The sequence below is a fragment of the Blastopirellula marina genome (assembly GCF_002967765.1).
GTDB classification, from domain to species: Bacteria; Planctomycetota; Planctomycetia; order Pirellulales; family Pirellulaceae; genus Bremerella; species Bremerella marina_A.
This window is the reverse complement of record NZ_PUHY01000005.1, coordinates 41,027-60,876: the sequence shown is the minus strand read 5'-3', so window position 1 is coordinate 60,876 and position 19,850 is coordinate 41,027. Positions and strand designations below refer to the sequence as shown.

The window sequence follows — 19,850 nt, the reverse complement described above, 5'->3', positions numbered from 1 at the left end:
ACGTAGTTTACCTCTCAAAACGCGTTTTTGAAAGCGGAGGTGGCCGAATTCCCCTTTGTCAGATGAGACGGCCATGGCCAGGGTGAGGTTCAGGGGTTGGCTTTCGATTTTTGTGGGGCCGATTTCGCGAACTTCGGCAGCGGTCAAGAAACGGTTCCATCCATGAAAAACGCCCTGGCGTCGCGCGGAAACCATGGCGGAATGGCGGTTTCAATGGTGCTCACGTGGTCCGGTGGGTAACTAGTACGCAGGAATCGTGCTGGCCGCGACTGGCTCAACTTCCGGCTTAGTGGCTTGCTTCTTGCCGGTTTTGGTGGGTTGAGCAGGCAAAGCTGGCAGGGTTGTTGCCGCTGGCGTGCTGACCGTTGGGGGTAAGGCCGGGCCCGCTTCGGATGGCTTCGGAGAAGAGTCGCTTGTCGAAGATGCCGGAGACGGTGAGCTGACTGAGGCAGCTTTCATGGTTGAAGCGGCGGCAGGCTGAAGTGCAGGCTTGGCTCGCTGCCCATACGCTGGTCCCCCTGCGGCGACCGGCAGCTGGGTTTGCATCGGCGGATGGTTGCCACTCCTTTCCGGAGCAGGATTCAGAAAGCCACCGATGTCCGAATGCTCTGGCCCGGCATTCCAGATCGGACGTGAAAAACCGGTGACGGACTTCGATGACTCATTGAACGAGGGAGACTCAGTTGTTCCGCCTGACTGACGACCGGAGGACTGGAACGTGTTGGGGGAAGAGGTCGGCTGCCCTTTCGACTTGGCCGGGACAGAAAAACTGTTATTCCGCGGCGGACTTTTCAGCGAACTCGGAGCATACGGTTTCGATTGATTCCAAGGGCTTGAGTTCGATTGAGGGGGCGCGTAAGTCGGTTGAGGCGAGCCATAAGGTGTTGGCTGCGGATCGCGATAGCCACTGGGAACCGAGAAGTTGGGTCCGCTGTTATTGGGTGGCGATCCGTAGGCTGGCTGATACGGCGACGCGTCGTTCCAGGGGAACGGGTTATTGCCGGTCAGGTCTTCGACACGTCGAGTGATAATTTGCTCGGCGTGCTCTTCTCGCTTCTGCAGATGTTCGCGGCTGGCCTTCAGCTTGGCTTCGGCCTGATCCAATTGTTGACGCTGCGTTTCCAAGCGACGCTCGAACGCTTGCTTCACCACGGCTCGCAGTTCTTCGGCCAGGCGGTCTTCCTCCTCCGGCTTGCCGGCCGCTTGCTTCACACGCAATGCGAGCGAGGCGGCTTGGGCTTCGAGTTGGCGATACTGCTGGTCGTCGGTCACTTGATTTGGCACGAATGACGGAGCATAAGACGAACCTTGCATGCCTTGGGGGGAATTGAACGTCGGGAGATCATTAAAGTCTGGTTGCAGCCATCCCGTTGATCCCACCACACCGGATGGATATTGGTTCGCAGTGGAAGGAGGCGTGGCTGAAGGAATCGATCCTTGCCCCATCCCGGCACCGTAACGCTGAAAGCTGTTTTCGGAACTCGACCGCTGCGAAGGCGTGCGGCTGGTCTTGGTGGCACTTAACAGTTCACTGATCTTTTGGTTCTCTTCCGACTTCAAACGATTACTCGCCTCGGTCGAAAGCTTCGTGAGAACTTGTGTGAGGAGCCTTCCGTAGCGGTCGTATCCCTCCTGCGAAAAGTGCAAGTGTAGTGCGTTGCGGCCTTCTCCAATCGGAAAGAGTTCGACGCGGTTTCGCGTAACATTCGGATCGTTTTCAAATGCACGGACGATTGCCTGAGCGAGCTTCTCGCGAGCCGTCGCGTCTAAGTATTGCTTTCGCTCGTTGAACCATTTGTCGCGATCGACGACCACCAAAAGGTATTCCGAAGTTTGTAGGGCTTTCTCGATTTCGGCCTCATTCGCCTCAACCGTCTTACCTCCAGGCCCTGGCGAGTAACCTTTCCCTAGATTCACAGAATTGAAAGCCATTCCCATGCTCCCAGTCAGAGCAAAATCCCTTACCAAGTTGGGCACCGGTCCGCCGCCCAAAACATCCATATCCGCCCTCATCGGCTCAGCGTCCGCGGTAGGCATGGCTTGCTGCAACTCGGCGTTGGCGTCGTCTGCGGCCAGTTGCGGCTGGATGCTTCCAGCCGGCTGATCGGCAGCGCCGAGCAGTTCCTCAATCCGCTGGACGGCGTTCTTGTATGAATCTTGGTCGTACCGCTCGAACAAACGTTGTACTAGGCTCGGCAGATACTGGCCGTACTGATCGTACCCTTCGCTTGACAGGAAGACATGCACCGCCCCATCCGGCACATCGCGCCAGGGATGCGTCTCGATGCGGTTCCCTTCGACGTTCGGATCCTTATCAATGGCCGCCAACAAAACACGAGCCAGACGTAAACTGGTCTCGGCATCGATGCCACGTTTGTCATCGACGATATATTCATGTTCCCATCGCTTCCGATCCACGACAAGCACAACGGCTTGCGCCTTCCGCAATGCCGCCGCCAGTGCTTCCGGTTCCGCTTCAACCTTCTTACCGGGCGAAAGCCCCTCGCCGTAACCGGGACGTAAGCGGTTGCCATATCGGCTGTCGAGGCGTTGCGAGGCAGGATTGGCCAGGCTCGTCTGCGATGGAGTGGTTGGATCCGACAACAGTTCGTCGACTCGATTTGCCCAACTGCCATTCACACGGGCTTGGGTCTCCTCGAACAGTCGTTTATACACGGCATTGAAGTACTTGCCGTATTGCTCGTAGCCTTCGCTGCTAAACCAAATCGAAAGGACATTCGCCTCGGTATCGAAGACAATCGGCTTTTCCACCGGTTTGGCAGGCGCGTCGCCTACCTTCGCCTTGAAGATTGCCGAAGCCAGGTCTTTGCGAGCCTGAGCGTCAAAGTTACGAATATTAAGACCGATGGAATATTGATCCTCGGCAAAGATTCCAACCGTGCCAACTTTTGTCAGCGCCTCGATCAATGCGGCTTCATCCAACGGAACCACTTTACGCGACTTGCTGTTGGTGTGGTCAGGATAGGCAATATTGATGAACCGATTATTCAACGTGCTTTGAAAACCATGATCATCCGCCCAATTCGCTTGCTCCTGGGCGATCTCCGAATTGAACATCGGAACAGCTGCCGAACTTGGCGGCGTAGCAACGGCGGTATTATTGGGGATTTGAAACCGTGAACTTACTTTGTCCGTCGATTTGGCTAACAGCTGCACATCAACGAACCGGGCAATGTCTTTGGTGTTTTCATCACCCGCTTTCGGACTAAAGTACACGACCAAGACCTTTTGGTCTGGCAACCACTCCAGTCGCTGGCTTGTGAAGGCCTTATCTTCGTGGATTTGGCGAATCATGAATCGCGCCAGCGACTCACGCTCTCGTGCGTCGAGCTGGTCAACTTGGCGTTCGGCCTTCGAGGCCCCTTCAACCGCGACTGACAGTGTCTTGGCTTCGGCCAGCTTGGCGAGGATGGCCGCTTCCGTTGCTTCAACGTCCTCGCGGGAAGAAGTTGCCCGGGCAGGTACGGAGAAATTGCTCGAACCTCCCAGGCCGTAACGTGACTGCGGAGCCGGAATGGCTTTAGAAGCGGGTTTCGCTTCTTTCTGGTTAGCAGTCGCTTGTGAGGACTCGGCAGTTACGCGATCTGCTACGGACGGCCGTTCACGATCCGTATTGTCTTCCGACTTCGTTTCGCCGGGGACCTGAGCCCACGCGACGAGCGAGCCGATCGCGATGACCGAACCACAGACCGTGATTAGTAGAGGCTTCCAAATCATTCTTCGACTCCTCGGGGGTGGATGTTGACGTTCCGTGTCGGTTAGTAACGGCTGTCAGGGGCGTTCGGAATTTGGGACGGCGGATCCAACTCGGTGTCGGGCACCGGCACAAGCAGCAGCCAGTTGGGTGTCGGTGAGGCGAAGGGGGCCTGCGTCTGCTCACTCAACTGGTGCGCTTCGTTAAGCAGCACATCGGGCGAATACTGAATGGGGGTGTCCCAAGACAGATACTCTTCCGGAATCACCTCTTGGCTGTCAGGCGAAACCTGTTGTGGCCGCGACGGAACCGAGAAGTTCGCTTGCTGCTTGTTCTGCGAATCGCGTTTAGCAGTGCTCGGCATTGCCGCTTGCTGGCCGTACGGTAGTTGTCGGGTTGCTTGCGGCACGGCCAGCGGCTGGTTAGGTGTCTGGCCAACGGCGGCTTGCGGCTGAGATAAGGGGACAGCCTGTCCGCTTGCGGCCTCGACTTGCTGAATTGTTGGCTGATTCAGGGCTTCGCTGGGTGGCAATGTTAACTGGTAGATCCCCAGCGAAACCAAGCCAAGTACGGCCAGGCCTGCCATCGCCCCGATAGTGCGACGCGAGAGTTTCCAGGTCGAACGCAGTTCGCGGGGCAGGGGAGAGTTCGGCGTCGTGGCGTGGGCCAGGCATTGCTGTAGAAGCTCGGCGACATGATGAGCAGAGCTAAACCGGGCGGCCGAATTCTTCTGTAGTAACCGGTCGATCAGGTTCGCCAGCCAATGCGGCACGTCGGGGTTAATTTCCCGCAACGGGCGCGGTGATTGATCGGTAATCTTACGGAGGACGCCGAATGTGGTCTCGGCTCGGAAAGGTGGTCGACCGGCACAGGCCGTATACAGCACACTACCGAGGCTAAACAAATCGCTGCGATGATCCACATACTCGCCGCGAGCTTGCTCAGGAGACATGAACTGCGGCGTGCCAGCGATGATGTTGGTGCGGGTGATGGAAGCATCGTCCACGGTGCGAGCCAAGCCGAAGTCGGTGATCGTGACGCGTTCGATCCCATCTTCCAACAAGATGTTCGACGGTTTGATGTCGCGATGGACCAGCCCTTGATCGTGGGCGGCGGCGAGTCCTTCCGAGATTTGCAGGCCAATCCGCAGCACATCGACCACTGGCAACGGACCTTCGCCATCGATCCGCTTTTGCAGGGTCGCCCCACGCACGTACGGCATGACGAGGTAGGGGAGGGGCGAGTCGACCGAGACCGCGTGAATGGCGATCACATTAGGATGTAAAACCGCGGCGGCCGCTTTCGCTTCACGCTCGAAGCGGCGGCGGGCCGCAGCGGTGCTGGCCAAATGCGGGGAAAGCACCTTGATGGCAACCGTGCGATCGAGCGAACGATCGACACCTTTCAGCACAACGCCCATCCCACCGCTGCCGATCACACCGGAAATCTCGTAGACACCGATTCGCCCCAGCATCCCGGGATCGTCGGTCGGGGCGAGCAGTTCCAACGTTTGTTGAATTGGGAGCGCGTTCGGCGAGGTCGCATCGGGCGGATCGCCGACGAACGAACTGCGCCATGGATCGTCCTGCAGGAACTCGGTGGCCTCGCTCCACGTGTCGACATCGGCCGCGGCTTGCTCGAGCTTCCGCTGGCAAACCTGGCAGGTATCGAGATGGGTTTCAATCGCCTGTTCTTCCTGAGCCACGAGTGTTCCGCTGACCAAGGCGAGTAGCTTCTCATCGGAGCAGCAGTTGTTTTGCATTGATTTCATGACAACTGCTCCTGAAGCTGGCGAACCACTTCCTTCATCCGGAACATGACCCGGCTGCGAGCCGTGTAGATAGCGCCGACCGATTTGCCCATCCGTCGAGCCGTGTCTTCCGGACTGAGCCCGTCGATGACGGTATATTGAAACGCTTCCCAGGTTTCGCTGCGGAAGTCGGTCTTCACGATTTCAGCCGAGCGGAGGTAGAGCTCGCGGCGGAGCTCGTGGTCGACCAGCGAACAGGTTTCGTCGATCGCTTTCAACTGATTCAGTTGCAGTTCGCCCGCCGAGCCGCCGATCCCTCGGTCGTGAGGCCGGCGGGATAAGGCATTGATGATCGCGTTTTTCGTGACCCGGCTAAGCCAATGACTGAACTTCGAGTTCGCGTCTTTCCGCTGCCAGCGTTCAACTGAGCCAGCCACCGAGATCAAAACCTGCTGAACCAGGTCTAATGCGTCGGCATGCTGCAGGCCGCGGGCGAGGGCTATTCGGAAGATCACCGGCTGATAGACAGCAACAAACCGGTCCCACGCCTCGCGGTTGGCCGGATCTTGCACCTGTAAAAGCAGGCTATCTCGGGTTTCTGGGAAATCGCTGACCATATCTCCTCCTTACCGGGACTAACACAGCCCCCACCCCATTCTGTCAGAAATCTGCCAATTTTTATGCACGTTGCCGGGTGAAGCGGGAAAATGCGGGGCAAAACCATCAGGAGGGCTCGCTTCTTACGTCGAAAACCGTGGCCAGGTTGGCGGAACCAGCGGGAATTCCGTTGCCAATTTCGTCAGACAAACGAATGCCCCTGGTAAGATAGAGGAATACCAGGCAAGCCAAATCGAGGAGATCGAAACATGGGCACCCGAGTCACTACCAAAATGTCGCTGCTCGTCGGCTTGATCGCCGCTCTCTGCTTTGCTCCATCGTCGATGGACTTGCCACCGAGAGAAGCTCATGCGGAAGAGAAACCAGAAGAGAAAGATCGCTGGGTCGGTACCTACCACCAGTTCGACTTTTACCAGCGAAACAAAGTAGAGGCAGGCCAACAGGTACCCACCCGCAAGATCACCAAAGACGAGCGAGGGTATCACCTGGAAGGCTACCCTCATTTCACCTTCATCGAAGTGGAAAAGGGTATCCTGCAAGACGGTAAAGAGGCCAGCCTCGGACGCATCTACCTCGGCGAAACGAAGTACGCCGATGGCCGCACCGCACGCACCTTAGAAGTTTCGTTCTGCTACGAAAGCTACCTCCTCTACGAACCCATCCAACGCGGCACCGCTCACTCGCCGCAGGGCGAGAAGTAGCCCTAGAGACGTTGATCTCGCCTTAGCCGACCGTCAACCGCCTGAGGTGGAAGCCTCGGGAACGATGCGAAACAACTCGTTTGGCATCGAGGTTGCACGCCTATTCTTATCTAATTTGTTGGGTGCAATGAGTTGGATTTGTTTGCTTGCTAACTTGAGAGAGAGAAACGTTGATTCCTACCTGGCTTCATGTTTTGTCGATTGCCATGCTGGTTCTGGGCGTGGTGTGTGCTTTGATTATTGTGGTCGACTTACTGCGCGGGCATGCGCAGCAGATGTGGATCATGAATGTGGTGTGGCCGGTTTGCGCGCTATTTGCCACGGGGTTCGCGCTGTGGGCCTATTTCCAATATGGTCGTCTGGCGACCAAGAAGAAGATGCAAGCCGCGATGGAGAATGACGAAGAGCCCCCCAGTAAGAAGCACACACCGTTTCCGGCAATGGTCATGAAAGGGGCCGCCCACTGTGGTAGTGGATGCACGCTGGGAGACATCTGCGCGGAGTTTCTCGCGATGGCGTTTCCTGTTGTCGCGATTTGGTTCGGCTGGAAGACAATCTTCCCCGACACACACGCCGGCAAGATGTTTGCCGTCTGGATTCTCGACTTCGTCTTCGCGTTTGGGATCGGCGTGGCGTTTCAATATTTTACCATTGTGCCGATGCGGAATCTTTCGCCTGGTCGAGGCATCGTCGAGGCGGTCAAGGCCGACACACTCTCGCTGATCTCGTGGCAGGTGGGGATGTACGGTTTCATGGCGTTTGCTCAATTCGTCATCTTTCGTCACGTATGGGAATACGACTTGGAACCGAGTCAGCCGGTGTTTTGGTTTGTGATGCAACTTGCCATGCTGGCTGGGTTTGTGACTGCTTATCCGGTAAATTGGTGGCTGATTCGGGCTGGCATCAAGGAAGCCATGTGATGCCGGGTGGGCCGGCACGAGCCATTTTTCGAGCAGCAAACACGCCGTTGAACATCCATCAACGGTCTTCAATCTGCGAAATTCTTGGCGACACCGCCTCTGCGGAAGTTGCTCGAATCGGGGTGTGACATACCTTTTAGATGACCCCTGTACGCGGAGTTTCCGCGCGCGGCACGCCCCTTGAACTTCATGACCGGACCACCTGAGATGAGCGACAACCCTGAGAACCTGGTTCTGTTTACAGCGGATAGTCCCGATCGCGAGTTATGGATTGATACGCTGTTCGGGCTGATGACTCCACCCAGCGAATGCATTCCTGACTATGCGAAAGAAGGGATCGTACAGCAGTTCGTATTTAACCGTGACAACTGCGAAGTTGCTTGCGACTTGTACGGTACCAAATTCTCGCCGATGGATGTCTTCACGCAGTGGGACGAACTCTCTTATCCGATTCATCTGAATCAGATCCATCGCATGCGCGACTTTGTCGACTTGATCGACACCAGCGAATTCACAGAGGAAGAACTCCGCGCGCATCAGAAGACGATCGACATCATGCGGCACGTGGTCGACTGCGCCGAGAACGGTCCAGAGAACTGCGAAGAACCACCCTGGCTGAAAGACGAAGACTCGCCGGAATAACGAACACAGCGTGTCTTCATTTCAACCTGGACTTCAATTGAGCACAGCCTACGAGCCCAGCCGACTAGCTGAGTTCGGACTTCTCGGTCGAGCTTGATTGTGGTGGGGGCTCGAACTTGGGAGCCGAGGCTTCCTCGAAGTCGTCGTAGTCGTCGAACTTGGCTGGAGCACTCTTCGAGCTATAGCCGTTGTTGACCGAGCTTTCGACATCGCGAGTTGCGCTGTTGAATTCGCTTTGGATGTCGGACAGGCCCTTCTTGAAGTCGCCGTAGGTCTTGCCCAAGGTCTTGGCGACGCCAGGCAGGTTCTTGCCGAACAGTAAGATGGCAACCACGCCAATCACGGCCAGCTCTTGCATGCCGATTCCGGGCAGGAAGCCAAGGATCAGCGGCGATGTTCCTAGATCATGCAACATGGTGGCGATATTTCACTCCTCGAAGACAGCCCTTACAGATGGGCTGCCTGATTCTGCTTCGTGAATGAGATGAACGCGCGAAACCTACAAGGTTTAGACCTTGGGGGATTCGCTTTCGTGATCGCCGTCGTCCGACGTATCGTTCATGCCACGTTTGAATTCGTTGACGCTTTGCCCCATGCTACGCATCAGGCTCGGAAGCTTCGTCGAACCGAACAGCAGAAGAAGGATGACCAGGAAGATGATCATCTCCTGCATCCCGATACCGCCAATAAAACCAAACAGTGCTAAATCGTTCATACCGATCATGCTATATCCTCACACTCAACGAAGTTGGAGCATTGAAAATACACGCAAACAAGTCGGCGAAAGCGAGTCAGCACCCGGGTGGGTCTAACTAGAACCAAACTCGTGCGGTCCCAAGATAAAAAAACGCGGAAGGTCGTAGATTGAATTCCGACACTTCATTCTATGCAGACCGGCCGATCTGTCAAAGGGTTTCAGAGGGGTGAAGCGGGCTGCTCAGCGGGGAATTGTGATCGAACGTACCGGTTTTTCCGCTACATGAGGCTCTTCCGGCAGCACATCGCGATAAATGGGCAAGTAGCGAAAATAGACTTCCAGCGACAACGTGGCCATCGCCGTCGAGTAGATTCGCCCCCCGTAACCGCCCCAATGGCAGTCAGGATTCCAGCTTCCGGCTAGTTCTCCCCCCTTAATCTGGGCGGAAAGCAGCCGTGGGTGGAGCGTATCGGCCCACTTCTTCCAGGAATCATCCTGCATTTGATACATCGCGAGGGTGCCGTAGTAGGCGTAGTAAAGGTCGACGCAGCCTTCGCTGGGCTGATTGAGCATCAGGAAATCGGTCGCCTCGCCAATTTGCTCCGGCTGGTCTTCAATTCCTAAAAAGAAGCGGCAAGTGAGCGCTTCGGCAGTCATGGTCGGGGTCGCCTTCTCGCCGGGACGGTAAGCCGCGAGTCCCTTGCTTCCGCCAGCAGACGACTCGTCGAGGAAGCGGGTCATCAGCTGACGGGTGTTTTGATCGATCTCGATGCCTGATAACGCCGCGCTATGCAGGGCGAGCACCTGCCAGCCAAACTGGCTCATGTCGCCGCGGTCGCCAGGATGATACCGCCAACCGCCCATCCGTGGATGTTGCGCGGTGACCGTGTAAGCCAGGCCGCGATCGAGAAAGGGTCGAATGCGTTCGTCCTTAGTCATCGCGTACGCTTCGCTGATTGCCAGCAAGGCCATCGCGTGGCAGTACATTCGTGCGTACAAACCCGCTTGCCCACTGAGCGAGCCATCTTGTGCTTGATGATTCACCAGGAATTCAAGCGCCTTCTGCACGGTCACTCGGTGTTTGCCTTCCAGGTGCGTGTGCCCTTTGGCCAGAAAGGCCAGCACAGCCAGGCCGGTGATGCCCATGTCGGCGTTGTTGCCAGCCCCTTGGCGATCGTGACCGGCGACTTTGTTCTCTTGGCCTGCCCCATGCTTCGTAGCGTTCCAGCGACCATCGTCCTCTTGCTGAGTCGCCATCCAATCGAGTGCCGCGTTGACCGCCGGATCAATCTCCGGTGAACCGCCGAGCATCTCAACCCATGCCTTGGAATCGTCCACCACGCGGGCCTGCATGATCAAAGGAAGCGGCTGCGCATCCATGCGGGTCCGGGTTGCCCGCGGCAGGGGCAAGTTGCGGGCGGCCATCCGGCTGGCCCACAGTTCCTGCATGGTGCTTCCTTTGAGGGAAGCCAGCGTCGCGTCGAGCGCCATGTGGGGGCCACCACTGGTCAGCGGAGCGCTGGTGGGCGAAGTCGTTCCAACCCCGCGCGACATGGCTTCCAACTGATTGGTAGAAGCGGTCAGCTGATCGCGTTCGCCTTGCAGAAGATCGGATTGATCGGCACGCGGCAGCGAATCACGCAGCATGTGCAAGTCTTGCGAAGGATCGTTCTGCGCGGCCGTGGCCATGGGGGGCGGCGTAACCTGCGGCATGTCACGCATCATCCGATCAAGCTGCGGCATCGCAGTCGGGGCTGGCTTGTTTTCAACCACACTGGGCTGAGGTGTCGGTCCCGGTGGTGTGATCGTCTTGGCTTCGATCGGTGTCGGTGGCATCTGTAACTCAGGCTGGGGACCGGTCGGCGAGATGCTAGGCTCGGTGTCCAAGGTCGGCAGAGGTGGATCGCTCAGCTGTGGTAAGTTCCAGTTTCGCTGCGAAGGATTCGGAATGGCGGGCTCCGGCATCGTGGCCCCGGGGAGCATCGGTGTCGGCATGTCGAGGCGATCGAGCGGTTTCATCAAGCCGTCGACCGGGGCTGGCGCCATGGCCAGTTGATCCCACGGTTTAACTTCGCGGGGTGAGTGCTTTTGGTTGTCTTCTTCGAATTCAACCTGGCTCAAACGAATGTTGACCGGAGCCGAGTTCTGCGCAATGGGGGGCTGAAACAAACTGGTCACCTGGGCATAGGTCATCAACAGCAGGTGAGCAAAGATCGAGAGGATCACGCACTTGGAAACGGGTCGAGCTTGTCCCCAACGCGTTTGCATGAGGATCAACAGCGAGAGCGTGATCAGCGCGAGGCCACCCCACAAGATGCCCCAGACGATCTTGGACGTCGCCTGGCTCATGTCGGCAATCAGCGTGAGATCTGCCCCAATCACGGCTTACCTCCGCTCGTTCGAGAGACGAACCGAGATGGCCATCTCGGCGATGCCGGCCTGACGCACGGTGGTCAGCACGGTCGCAACCTGCTGAAAGGGAACATCGCTATCGCCACGCACCAGCACCCCTAGATCTTGATACTCTGCCAACGAGGCGGCCAATTCGGCTTGCAGGTCGGTCAGATCGACTTCCCGCGTGCCGAGCATAACGCGTCCATCGCGGAAGATGTTAATCACCTTCTTCTCAGGTGCCGTGGTCAGCGCGCCCATGTCGCTCACTTGCGGCACGTCAAGGTCGACCGACTTTTCGATTTCGGTGAACTTCGAGCCGACCATGAAGAAGATGATCAGCAGGAACAAAATATCGATCATCGGCGTCAAGTTCAGCGCCGGTGCCTCTTCGTGGTGCGTTTTCAGCGGCATGTCACGACCTTTCGCTTGGCGTGGTTAAGCCGCTTTCGCGGTAGAGCGAGACGCACGGCGCGACGGAGACTTCTTCTTTTCCTTCCAACCATCCGAGGCGATCGCATTGACCACTTCCTGGCTATGGGCGTCGATCTCGATGATCAAGCGATCGACACGCCCCGAAAAGAACAAGTAAGCGATCAGTGCCGGCAAGGCGACCGTCAGACCAGCCGCCGTGGTAAGCAGTGCCTGGCTGATACCGCTGGCCAACAGTTCGCGTTGGCTGGCTGCTTCGCCGTTGGCCGCAATCGCATTGAACGCGCTGATCATACCCAGCACCGTACCCAGCAGCCCCAGCAAAGGACTGATCGTGCTGATTCCATTGAACAATCGCAGATACTGACGTAGTCGTGAAGTGACTCGTTCGCCGGAGTCGAGAATCGCTTGCTCGACTTCCACACAGCTTCGTCCCCACTTCTTCACCGCTGCGGCGAAGACTTCCGCTACGGGGCTTTGGTTCTCTTCGCACAGGGCGAGGGCCTGATCCTGATCGATGCGGCCATCTTTGACCTGCTCGATGAAACGCTTCACGAACGGGCGCGGAATGACTCGGCCTCGGCGGAGGCTGATTGCTCGCTCAAAGACGAAGACCAACAAGATGAACGAGCAAAGCCCGATCGGGTACATCAATAGGCCACCATCCCGAAAGACCTGCAACAGGTTCTTGGTGGGGATCGGATCCCCTTCGGCAACCTCTTGCAAGTTCGGCAGCGGTGCGGGCTGAGCCGCGGCGGGCGCGGCCTCCACAATTTGCGGAGCTTGAGCCGCGGTTGTACTGATCAAGGAAAACAACGCCAACGCACAAAACACGCTCGACAGAAGCGAGCGGCAAAAGCGTGAGGGTCGAATCCTTTCTACCCCATTGTCAGTCATCTTATTTCCTCGTCGTTTCCAGTTGAGCCTGCTGGGTTCGTTGACGAACAACACTCAGCCGCGTTTCCGCCTCTGGGGCAAAGGGCGAATCGACATGATCGGCTTTGACCTCGGAATAGTACTGGGTGGCTTTTTCCCAGTCTTCTTGAATCTCGTGACACTTCCCAATCTGCAAGAGGGCCGCGGCCTTCCATTTGGGGAAGTTGTTGGGGGATGTGGCGACCTTGACGTACGAGCGAATCGCTGCGTCGTAGTTCTTCTGATGGAAGTAGGTCTCACCGATCATCCACTGGGCCATCGAAGCCGTTTCGCTGTTGGCGGCCACCGGCGATTGAACCACTTTCATGTAAGCTGCGCGGGCCGCTTGGAATTCGCCCCGACGAGCCAGGCAACGACCAAGCAGGTAATCGAGCTCGTGAGCTTGGGCAAAGTTCGGATACTTGCGACCGATCTCTTGGGCTTGCTCGTACGCTTTATCCCAATCCCCTTGGTGAGCGTAGATCTGAGCAAGACGCATTTCGGCAACCGGCAAGCTCTCTTGCTGACGGCCAAGATTCTCGGTCAGAAGCTGGTCGAATTTGGTCTGGGCGTCCGCAAACTTGTCGCTGCGGAATCGGGCTTCACCGCTCCAGAAGACAGCCATGCTATGCAGTGGTTCCGTCTTTGCTTCCTCCGCTACCTGATCCATCAGCGGAATGGCTTCGTTCCATTTGCCAGCTTGAATCTCGACCTGACCCAGCATGTAGCGACCAAACAGTGCGACCTTCGACTTTACATCGGCCGGCTTGGCGTTGTCTTCCAGTAACTGCTTGAGGTACTCGCGAGCCTTTTCGGTGTTGCCTGCTTTCAGAGCAGCTTCGGCCAGACGATAGGTCGAGTCTTCCCACAGATCGCTCTCGCGGAAGTGGCGATGAATCTGCTCGAACGCGTCGAGTGCTTCGTCGGTCTTTTGCTGGTCTAAGCGAACCCAGGCGAGGCGATACCAGATGTCTTCGGTTGGTAGCACCGAGGTTGGATCGGTGGTCAGCTTCAGCAGAATCGCTTCCGCTTCGGCATCGCGATCGAGACGGTCCAGGATGGTGGCCGTTCGCAAACGGGCATGAGCCGCCAGGCGATCGCTGGGGTGATGTTCGATCAGTTGTCCATAGCGAGCCAACGCCAGGTCGAGGTCGGTCGCTTCCAACTGTTGGGCTTGCTGGTAAAGCGCTCCGACTGCCAGCGGACTGCTGGGGTTCTTGGCCATCAAGTTGTCGAGTGTCGCCGAAGCGGATGCGGCATCAGAAGACGCCAACTGACACCAGGCCAAACCGGCGAGTCCTTGTTCGACGAACTGTGGTGGGTTGCCTTCAGCGGCCATCTGCTGGTACAGCTGACGGGCCCAATCATTGTCGCCGGCACGATACACGCCGTTGGCAATCTGGGCGACTTCGCCCAAGTACTGATCGTTGGGAATCACGTTCCGATCGACCTGGCTCCAAACCTGCTTCGCTTCTTCCAGCTTTTCAGCGTGCACCAAGGCCGTTGTGCGACGGAGTTGAGCAATGTTGCGATGCTCGGTCGATTCCAATTGTTTCAGCGACTTGGCATACGCATCGGCGGCTTCCGCCCACTGTTGTTGTTGACTGTGGATCATCCCCAGCAGCAGCAGCGATAAGCCGGCGTAGCTTCCCTGGCTGTTGGCCGAGATCTGACCGAGCACTTCGCGAGCTTCGTGGGTACGCTGCGTAGCGAAGAGAGAAACGGCCGTCAGATAGTTGTGGCGTTGTTCGTTTTCGGCCCCCGCTTCGACGGTCGGAAACTCGGACGCCAGAACCTGCAATGCCTGATCGTGGCTGCTGTGTCGCTGCAGTGCGGAAGCCAAGGTGAGCTGAGCTCGCACGGTCAGTTCGCTGGCCGTCGGTAACTTGGCCAGTTTCGACCAGGTTTCCACCGCGGCGTTCATGTCGTCTTTTTCAAGCGAAATCGTCAGCAATTGATAAAGGGCTTCGTCGGCCCAGGTCGATTCCGGCCAGGCGGTCAGTTGCTCGTTGAACATCGCGACCGCTTCACTCTTCTTACCTTCTTCCAGGTAGATCTTACCAATGAGATAGTGGATCTCGTCTTGGAATTCCGGCAATGCTTTGTCGGTCTTCAGCTGATTGAGCCGCTCGAGGGCGTTCTTCCAATCGCGAACTTGGTAGTAGGTTTTGGCGATCCAGAAGTTGGCCTGATTGGACAGATCGTTCTGGTTCTTTGCAGCAAGTTCAAACCGGCTGACACCGCGGCGATAGTTGCCGCCACGATATTCGGCGATGCCAGCTTCCAGAGCGATCGAACCGGTGGGGTATTGTTCGGTCTTCTCTTTGAGGTCGACCAGCAATTGTTCGTAAGCGAGGCCGGCTTCCTTCCACATGTGCAACTTCGAGTAAGCTCGCGCCAAGCCAAGCCGCGATTCGATCACGACGTTCGGCGAAGCGGCCGCTTTGACAGCCTTGTTGTACATCAGGATGGCGTCGTCCCAATTCTTTTTGTCGGCGGCGATTTCCGCCAGGTAGGGATACGCATGGGGAGCCAGCTTGCTGGTCGGATACTTACTGAGGAAGAGGTCGAACGCGTTGGCCGCGGCTTCCTTCTGACCACTTAAGTAGTAACACTCGGCGATGCGGAACTCGGAATGCTCGGTGAACGGATGTCCGGCCGCTTTGCTAAGAAACAGCGTGTGGGCCCGCAGTGATTCGTCGTAACGCCCCAACTGCAAAAGACATTCGCCACGGTAAAAGTGGACAGAACCAACTTGTGGATGGTCTGGATTGTCGGCTAAGAACTGATCGAACGCTTCGATGGCCGGTTTCCATTCGCCACGCGAATAGTGGAACGACGACACGCGGTACTGCTCAGACGCACGATCCGCCAGGACGGTGCGGGCTTCCATGCCGCAGACCAACAAAACGATTATCAGCAAGCCATGTTGGATAAGGGGTTTCATTCCTTGAACCCGAGTAGCTTTCTCGATCCTTGAGAAATTTAGAGCGCTTCGTGGCAGATGATAGCCACGATGGCTGGGTCAGGTGAATAGCGGTCCCCCGACAATCGAAGAGACCAACCTGCCTCATTGGTAGAATTCGTCCTGCCTGAACCCCGGAGTTTACCTGAATTGTCCCAGCCCCGGATGATTTGCGAGGAACCCCATAAAAAGGGCATGTCCGCTAGCAGCATTGAGCCCTATTCCGCCCACGAAAGCCCCCCAAACTCCCGCCACGGCGCAAGCGATAGCGGTGCCAGCGAAGACGCGGCAGTAGCGGCGACCGTGGTCACCAGCATCGAAGACGCCACCAACGAGCCCGCCCCCAAGGGGCTAACCAGGTGGAAGGCGAGTCGACGGAGCCAAGTATTAACTCGGCGCAATAAAAAAGCCCTCGCGGGTGTGGAGGGCTTTTGTGATCCATGGTTGTTGATGGCTGACCGTGGTGACGGTGCCGGGGATCCGCTTATTTGGCGGGGAGTTCTTTGATTCGCAGGTTGCGGAATTCGACTTTGGCGCCGTGGCCGAGGAAGCCGATGTGGCCTTTCTTGCTGTTGAGGCCTGGGTGTTCCTGGTGATCGAGGGTTGGTTTGCTGCGAATTTCTTCCAGGTCGGCATCCAAGATCACGGTACCGTTGAGCGTGACTTTAATGTGGTCGCCGTCGGCGATCACTTCCTGGGTGTTCCATTCACCGACTGGCTTTTGGAAACCACGCTTGGCGGCGGCCAGACCGTAGAGCGAACCGTGATACTGGTAAGGAGCCAGCTTGGCGTAAACTTCGGCCGAGTTGTCCAGGATTTGCAGTTCGTAACCGACGTAAGCGGCGTTACCTTCCAGCGGGGCACGAATGCCCAGGCCATTGTTGGCACCGGCTGGCAATTTGAAATCGAAACGCAGGATGAAGTTGTCGTATTCCTTTTCGGTAAACAGGTTACCGCCGGAGTGCGGATCGCAGACGATACAGCCATCTTCGACCTTATAGCCCTTAGTCGCACCGACCCAGCCATCGAGTGTCTTACCATCGAAGATCGGGGTGAACCCTTCTTCGGTTTCCGCAGCCGAAACTACGGCGGTCGAGCAGATCAAAAGCGAGCCAACAAAAAGGGAAGCCAACAACGTTCGCATAGTCACGTTCTCTAATCAGGTGTGAGAAATCAGAAAGGTAGGCAAGCGGGGAAAACCTATTGTGCGCGAGATATCACCCGACGTCAAAGCGGTTCTGGGGGGTATTTTTGAACTAGGAAGCAACGTTTTTGCCTGACACTTGCCGGGCGTTAGCCAACCACCCGGGGATCGAGCCACCCCCACGTTCGAACTGCCATAAGGATTAGCGAACCGATCGCAAATGGATCGCCAGAATGGCAATGGCCAGACCCACCATACAAGTAATCCCGATCGCAGGGGTCCAGCGGTACTCGCCAGGATCGTCCGTCATCGACGCGTGCAGGCTGAGCATTTCGGCATCTGGAAAGTCGATCACCGGCGTATCGTCCACGGTTAAATCGGACGCATCAATTCGACTCGGATCGGCGAACGGCAATCCTTGAAAGCGATCGGCGTTGGTAATGCCAACAACCTTGGTCTTGGGCAAGATCGGCACGAAGAAATCGGAGTCGGCTGCCGGCGAAACCACGTTCGAGGCGGTCCACTCTTGCGCGATCCAAGATGCCGGTCGATCTTGTCCTGGCCGCATGGTATTGGAGGTGAAGTTGATTTTCGTGGCGATCATCAGTTCGCCACACGTGACGAACTCACTGGCTGCCATTTCCGACACCGTGCCCATCCCAACCGCGTAGTTCGCTTCGGAGTTATCAATCCGATCAACCACCGCCGGCGAGAAGTCGGTACGGAAGTGCAAGACCGACGTCATCAACAGATCTGGTCCGGGCTCCCAGGAAAAGACCAACGCAATATGATCTTCGTCGCGAACGACTCGCTTTAGCCGTTTGGAGATGGTTTCCAGGTCATCGCCGATGCCTTTGAACGGATTCATCGCCATCGAAAAGCCATGTGGGATGCCATGAATCATGATCGGCCTCAACGGTGAATCTTCCTCCGAGATTCTTCTGGTCACTATCAACAAGGGGCCCAGCGGTTCTGGTGCGGGTTGGTGGATCATATGAATGATCTCGTTAGCCGATTCGTCTTGCCAAGCGGGCAAGGTAACGTGAACCTCTTCATCGATCTCAATCGTTTCTGGCTCTCCTTCGAGATGCCGACTGAAACGAATCTGGCTGAGCCGGCGAGCAATCGTACCGGTGCACACTTCCTCGTCTGTCGGCGGATTGGCCTGGCTACCGAACTTCCCGGCAAGCCCGGCATCCTTCGAGTCGCATGAACCGTCCCGGAAGTGATATTGCAGACTCGCGTCAATCTGCCGGCTCCACTGCTGCGTCGCCTCATACAAATCCTCCAACGTCTGCCGATCCGCTTGATCGTCGGCAGCGCATACCGTGCCGAGTGGCATGGCACCAAGGAGCAAGCCAAGAATCAGCCATGTGGCTGGCGATTGAAATCGGAATCGTTCGGATTTGCAGTTCATATCCCTTGGATACACCGAAGATGCCAGGCGATCAATCACATGGTGACCAATGCCTGCGAAATTTCATCACCTACGGTGACGTTCAAGGTAGGACCCGCGGAGTCGGCGACGGAACATGTCCCGCTGATCGGCGGCCGGGGCCTGGGTTCTGATCGTCTCCCAGATCGGCGTGTGCCGCGGCGGCGAAAGTCAGCATCCGCTGAACGATCTCCGGGTTCTGCTGGGCGACGTCGGTGGTTTCCTGCAAGTCGGTCACCAAGTTAAAAAGTCGCACCTTCGCAAAAGCCTTTTTGTCGTCTTGCCAACCACCTTTGACCTGATCGAGCGGGAGGTACAACTTCCATGGCCCGCTGCGTACGGCTTGCAGTTGGTCGAACATGTAATAGAAGAACGCATCGTGCGGCGACTTCGCATTCGGCTGACCGGTAAGCAGCGGCGTGATGTCTTTGCCATCGATGGTGCGATCGCCGGGAAGTTTCGCTCCGGCTAATTTGGCAATCGTCGGGTAAAGATCCATCAGCGAGGCCAACTCGTGACACTCGGTACCTGCCGGCACCGTGCCAGGCCACCAGGCGATGGTCGGTACCCGCATGCCACCTTCGGCCGTGGTGTAACCCCAACCTTTCAGCGGCAAGTTAGAACCTTGCACCGGATTGCGGCGTGGGGCTCCGTTGTCGCTTGTCCAGACAACGAGTGTCTGCTGGTCGAGCTTGAGCTGTTTGAGCGTCTTCAAGATCTCGCTCATCGACCAATCAAGTTCTTCGATTGAGTCTCCCCATGGTCCATTCTGGCTTTGCCCACGAAACGCTTCGCTGGCATACGGTGCTCGGGTGCTGCCAGGCATCGCTTGCGGCAGGTAAAGGAAGAAGGGACGCTCGCGGTTGGCAGTAATGAAACGGATTGCTTCTTCCGTGTACAGCTTCGTGGCATCATTCAAATCAACCGGCGCATCGACCACCACCTCGTCTCGCATCAGAGGAAGATCGGGCCATGGTTTGCCAGGGCGGGGCGTCATGTCGTCGCTGTAAGGAATACCGTAGAAGGAGTCGAAGCCTTGCCGCGTCGGCAGCAGCGGAAGTTGATCCCCCAGATGCCACTTGCCAATGATCGTCGTGGCGTATCCCTTCGTCTTCAACAATTCGGCGATGGTGATCTCTTCCGGGGCAAGCCCCTTCGGCGAAACCGGCTGCAGTACCGCTCCGCCGGTATCGCTGACGTGAAGATTTACTCGAGGTGGATAACAACCGGTTAGCAGCGCAGCCCGCGACGGCGTGCAAACACCACTCGCCGCATATAGGTCCGTGAACTTCATTCCCTCCGCCGCCATCTGATCTAAATACGGCGTGCGATGCCGCTTCGAGCCAAAGCATCCAACGTCACCGTAACCCAGGTTATCGCACAGTACGACGATTACATTCGGGGGATGAATGTCCTCGGCGGAAAGTGAGCGACATGCAACGAGCGTAACAAAAACCAATCCAATCGTTCGAGCAAGCAAAAGCATCAGGCCGGCGGGATCCAAGGAGGAGGAGTCGCGACCAGA

The 19,850-nt window shown here is 57.1% G+C and carries 15 protein-coding genes; 3 read left to right on the top strand and 12 right to left on the bottom strand.

The window, feature by feature from the left end:
• Positions 1-240 precede the first annotated feature (240 nt).
• From C5Y83_RS04320 to C5Y83_RS04310, 3 genes are read right to left on the bottom strand one after another with little or no spacing between them, the layout of a single operon-like run.
• Positions 241-3,738, bottom strand: a complete 3,498-nt coding sequence (locus C5Y83_RS04320) for a PspA/IM30 family protein (RefSeq protein ID WP_105328436.1) — start codon at positions 3,736-3,738, stop codon at positions 241-243.
• Between the two features lie 41 nt (positions 3,739-3,779).
• Positions 3,780-5,486 (bottom strand): serine/threonine-protein kinase, encoded by a 1,707-nt coding sequence (locus C5Y83_RS04315; RefSeq protein ID WP_199194983.1) that lies wholly within the window; start codon positions 5,484-5,486, stop codon positions 3,780-3,782.
• Entirely contained in the window at positions 5,483-6,082 is a 600-nt protein-coding gene (locus tag C5Y83_RS04310) for a sigma-70 family RNA polymerase sigma factor (protein WP_105328435.1), read from the bottom strand. Before C5Y83_RS04310 ends, C5Y83_RS04315 begins: the two co-directional genes overlap by 4 nt.
• A 249-nt stretch (positions 6,083-6,331) precedes the next feature.
• Between C5Y83_RS04310 and C5Y83_RS04305 the strand changes: the two genes are divergently transcribed.
• From C5Y83_RS04305 to C5Y83_RS04295, 3 genes are all read left to right on the top strand, one after another.
• Positions 6,332-6,784, top strand: coding sequence for a hypothetical protein (locus tag C5Y83_RS04305; RefSeq protein ID WP_105328434.1), 453 nt, complete (start codon positions 6,332-6,334; stop codon positions 6,782-6,784).
• A 170-nt stretch (positions 6,785-6,954) separates the two neighbouring features.
• Positions 6,955-7,704, top strand: coding sequence for a DUF4396 domain-containing protein (locus C5Y83_RS04300; protein ID WP_199194982.1), 750 nt, complete (start codon positions 6,955-6,957; stop codon positions 7,702-7,704).
• A gap of 189 nt (positions 7,705-7,893) precedes the next feature.
• Positions 7,894-8,346 carry a hypothetical protein gene (locus C5Y83_RS04295; RefSeq protein WP_105328433.1) on the top strand — a complete coding sequence of 151 codons (453 nt, stop codon included), beginning with the start codon at positions 7,894-7,896 and terminating at the stop codon, positions 8,344-8,346.
• Positions 8,347-8,410: 64 nt separating this feature from the next.
• Here the strand turns inward: C5Y83_RS04295 and C5Y83_RS04290 are convergent, their stop codons facing one another.
• The 9 genes from C5Y83_RS04290 to C5Y83_RS04245 all read right to left on the bottom strand — a co-directional run bounded on the left by C5Y83_RS04290 (position 8,411) and on the right by C5Y83_RS04245 (position 19,811).
• Positions 8,411-8,761: a twin-arginine translocase TatA/TatE family subunit gene (locus tag C5Y83_RS04290; protein ID WP_105328432.1), complete on the bottom strand. Its 351-nt coding sequence runs from the start codon at positions 8,759-8,761 to the stop codon at positions 8,411-8,413.
• Between the two features lie 93 nt (positions 8,762-8,854).
• Positions 8,855-9,070, bottom strand: coding sequence for a twin-arginine translocase TatA/TatE family subunit (gene tatA, locus C5Y83_RS04285; protein WP_233207093.1), 216 nt, complete (start codon positions 9,068-9,070; stop codon positions 8,855-8,857).
• A 213-nt stretch (positions 9,071-9,283) separates the two neighbouring features.
• Positions 9,284-11,425, bottom strand: a complete 2,142-nt coding sequence (locus C5Y83_RS04280) for a hypothetical protein (RefSeq protein WP_105328431.1) — start codon at positions 11,423-11,425, stop codon at positions 9,284-9,286.
• A 3-nt stretch (positions 11,426-11,428) separates the two neighbouring features.
• Entirely contained in the window at positions 11,429-11,848 is a 420-nt protein-coding gene (locus tag C5Y83_RS04275) for an ExbD/TolR family protein (RefSeq protein ID WP_105328430.1), read from the bottom strand.
• A gap of 24 nt (positions 11,849-11,872) precedes the next feature.
• Positions 11,873-12,763 carry a MotA/TolQ/ExbB proton channel family protein gene (locus C5Y83_RS04270; protein WP_233207091.1) on the bottom strand — a complete coding sequence of 297 codons (891 nt, stop codon included), beginning with the start codon at positions 12,761-12,763 and terminating at the stop codon, positions 11,873-11,875.
• A 1-nt stretch (position 12,764) separates the two neighbouring features.
• Positions 12,765-15,728, bottom strand: a complete 2,964-nt coding sequence (locus C5Y83_RS04265; RefSeq protein ID WP_105328429.1) for a tetratricopeptide repeat protein — start codon at positions 15,726-15,728, stop codon at positions 12,765-12,767.
• A gap of 502 nt (positions 15,729-16,230) precedes the next feature.
• Positions 16,231-16,890: a DUF1080 domain-containing protein gene (locus tag C5Y83_RS04255; protein WP_105328427.1), complete on the bottom strand. Its 660-nt coding sequence runs from the start codon at positions 16,888-16,890 to the stop codon at positions 16,231-16,233.
• Positions 16,891-17,092: 202 nt separating this feature from the next.
• Positions 17,093-18,307, bottom strand: a complete 1,215-nt coding sequence (locus tag C5Y83_RS04250) for a hypothetical protein (RefSeq protein WP_105328426.1) — start codon at positions 18,305-18,307, stop codon at positions 17,093-17,095.
• An 82-nt stretch (positions 18,308-18,389) separates the two neighbouring features.
• Positions 18,390-19,811: a sulfatase gene (locus C5Y83_RS04245; RefSeq protein ID WP_105328425.1), complete on the bottom strand. Its 1,422-nt coding sequence runs from the start codon at positions 19,809-19,811 to the stop codon at positions 18,390-18,392.
• Positions 19,812-19,850 lie beyond the last annotated feature (39 nt).

What these genes read in the sequence shown, in the direction of transcription:
- C5Y83_RS04320 (WP_105328436.1), bottom strand. Translation starts at nt 3,738, where the DNA reads ATGATTTGGAAGCCTCTACTAATCACGGTCTGTGGTTCGGTCATCGCG.
- C5Y83_RS04315 (WP_199194983.1), bottom strand. Translation starts at nt 5,486, where the DNA reads ATGAAATCAATGCAAAACAACTGCTGCTCCGATGAGAAGCTACTCGCC.
- C5Y83_RS04310 (WP_105328435.1), bottom strand. Translation starts at nt 6,082, where the DNA reads ATGGTCAGCGATTTCCCAGAAACCCGAGATAGCCTGCTTTTACAGGTG.
- C5Y83_RS04305 (WP_105328434.1), top strand. Translation starts at nt 6,332, where the DNA reads ATGGGCACCCGAGTCACTACCAAAATGTCGCTGCTCGTCGGCTTGATC.
- C5Y83_RS04295 (WP_105328433.1), top strand. Translation starts at nt 7,894, where the DNA reads ATGACCGGACCACCTGAGATGAGCGACAACCCTGAGAACCTGGTTCTG.
- C5Y83_RS04290 (WP_105328432.1), bottom strand. Translation starts at nt 8,761, where the DNA reads ATGTTGCATGATCTAGGAACATCGCCGCTGATCCTTGGCTTCCTGCCC.
- tatA (WP_233207093.1), bottom strand. Translation starts at nt 9,070, where the DNA reads ATGATCGGTATGAACGATTTAGCACTGTTTGGTTTTATTGGCGGTATC.
- C5Y83_RS04275 (WP_105328430.1), bottom strand. Translation starts at nt 11,848, where the DNA reads ATGCCGCTGAAAACGCACCACGAAGAGGCACCGGCGCTGAACTTGACG.
- C5Y83_RS04270 (WP_233207091.1), bottom strand. Translation starts at nt 12,763, where the DNA reads ATGACTGACAATGGGGTAGAAAGGATTCGACCCTCACGCTTTTGCCGC.
- C5Y83_RS04265 (WP_105328429.1), bottom strand. Translation starts at nt 15,728, where the DNA reads ATGAAACCCCTTATCCAACATGGCTTGCTGATAATCGTTTTGTTGGTC.
- C5Y83_RS04255 (WP_105328427.1), bottom strand. Translation starts at nt 16,890, where the DNA reads ATGCGAACGTTGTTGGCTTCCCTTTTTGTTGGCTCGCTTTTGATCTGC.
- C5Y83_RS04250 (WP_105328426.1), bottom strand. Translation starts at nt 18,307, where the DNA reads ATGAACTGCAAATCCGAACGATTCCGATTTCAATCGCCAGCCACATGG.
- C5Y83_RS04245 (WP_105328425.1), bottom strand. Translation starts at nt 19,811, where the DNA reads ATGCTTTTGCTTGCTCGAACGATTGGATTGGTTTTTGTTACGCTCGTT.